The organism is Paraburkholderia sp. RL17-373-BIF-A (assembly GCF_046030175.1).
GTDB lineage: Bacteria > Pseudomonadota > Gammaproteobacteria > Burkholderiales > Burkholderiaceae > Paraburkholderia.
On the sequence record NZ_JARESO010000351.1, the window covers coordinates 1 to 724 of the forward strand.

Below are 724 nucleotides of genomic sequence, written 5' to 3' on the forward strand. Positions count from 1 at the left end.
ACACAGCTTGCCACTGCTGGAGGCGTTCAAAATCTGGCTCGATGAACAGGCGCCACAGGTGCTGCCCGAAAGCCTGACAGGCAAGGCCATCAGCTACACGCGCAATCAGTGGGAGTACTTGCGGCGGAGGGCTCTGTCGCAATAACGCAGTCAGGTAGAATCTGTCGGACCAAAACGCATGGCGAACATGATGGTAAAGACGAAGACACCGCGCAAGGCGCTGCCCACGGGCGTTGGCAAGGTACTGAAGCGGCTGCACTACCCGCTGGACGTGATTCTGCTGTGCGTACGCTGGTATGTGGCGTATTCGTTGAGCCTGCGCAATCTGGAGGAGATGATTGCGGAGCGCGGCTTCGAGGTGGATCATTCGACTATCCATCGGTGGGTCATCAAGCTCGTGCCGCTGTTCGAAAAGACATTTCGCAAGCACAAACGTCCGGTAGGAAAGAGCTGGCGAATGGATGAAACCTACATCAAGGTCAAGGGCGAGTGGAAGTATCTGTATCGGGCAGTGGACAAGGAAGGCAAGACCGTCGATTTTTTGCTGCGAGCCCATCGCGACAAGGCTGCGGCGCGGCGTTACTTCGAGAAAGCCATCGACCAGAACGGGGCTCCCGAGACGGTCACCGTGGATAAAAGCGGAGCCAATCTGGCAGCCCTGCAGTCGATCAACGCCGAACGCGAAACACCCATCAAGGTCCGGCAGAACAAGTACCTGAACAAA

The 724-nt window shown here is 56.9% G+C and carries 1 protein-coding gene and 1 pseudogene; both read left to right on the forward strand.

Features of this window, described 5'->3' with window-relative positions; all coding sequences use genetic code 11:
* Positions 1–127 (forward strand): annotated as a pseudogene (locus tag P0D80_RS50815) (IS66 family transposase); the annotation flags it as partial.
* A gap of 60 nt (positions 128–187) precedes the next feature.
* The coding region (locus tag P0D80_RS50820; RefSeq protein WP_408296467.1) for an IS6 family transposase at positions 188–724 on the forward strand (537 nt) is incomplete at its 3' end.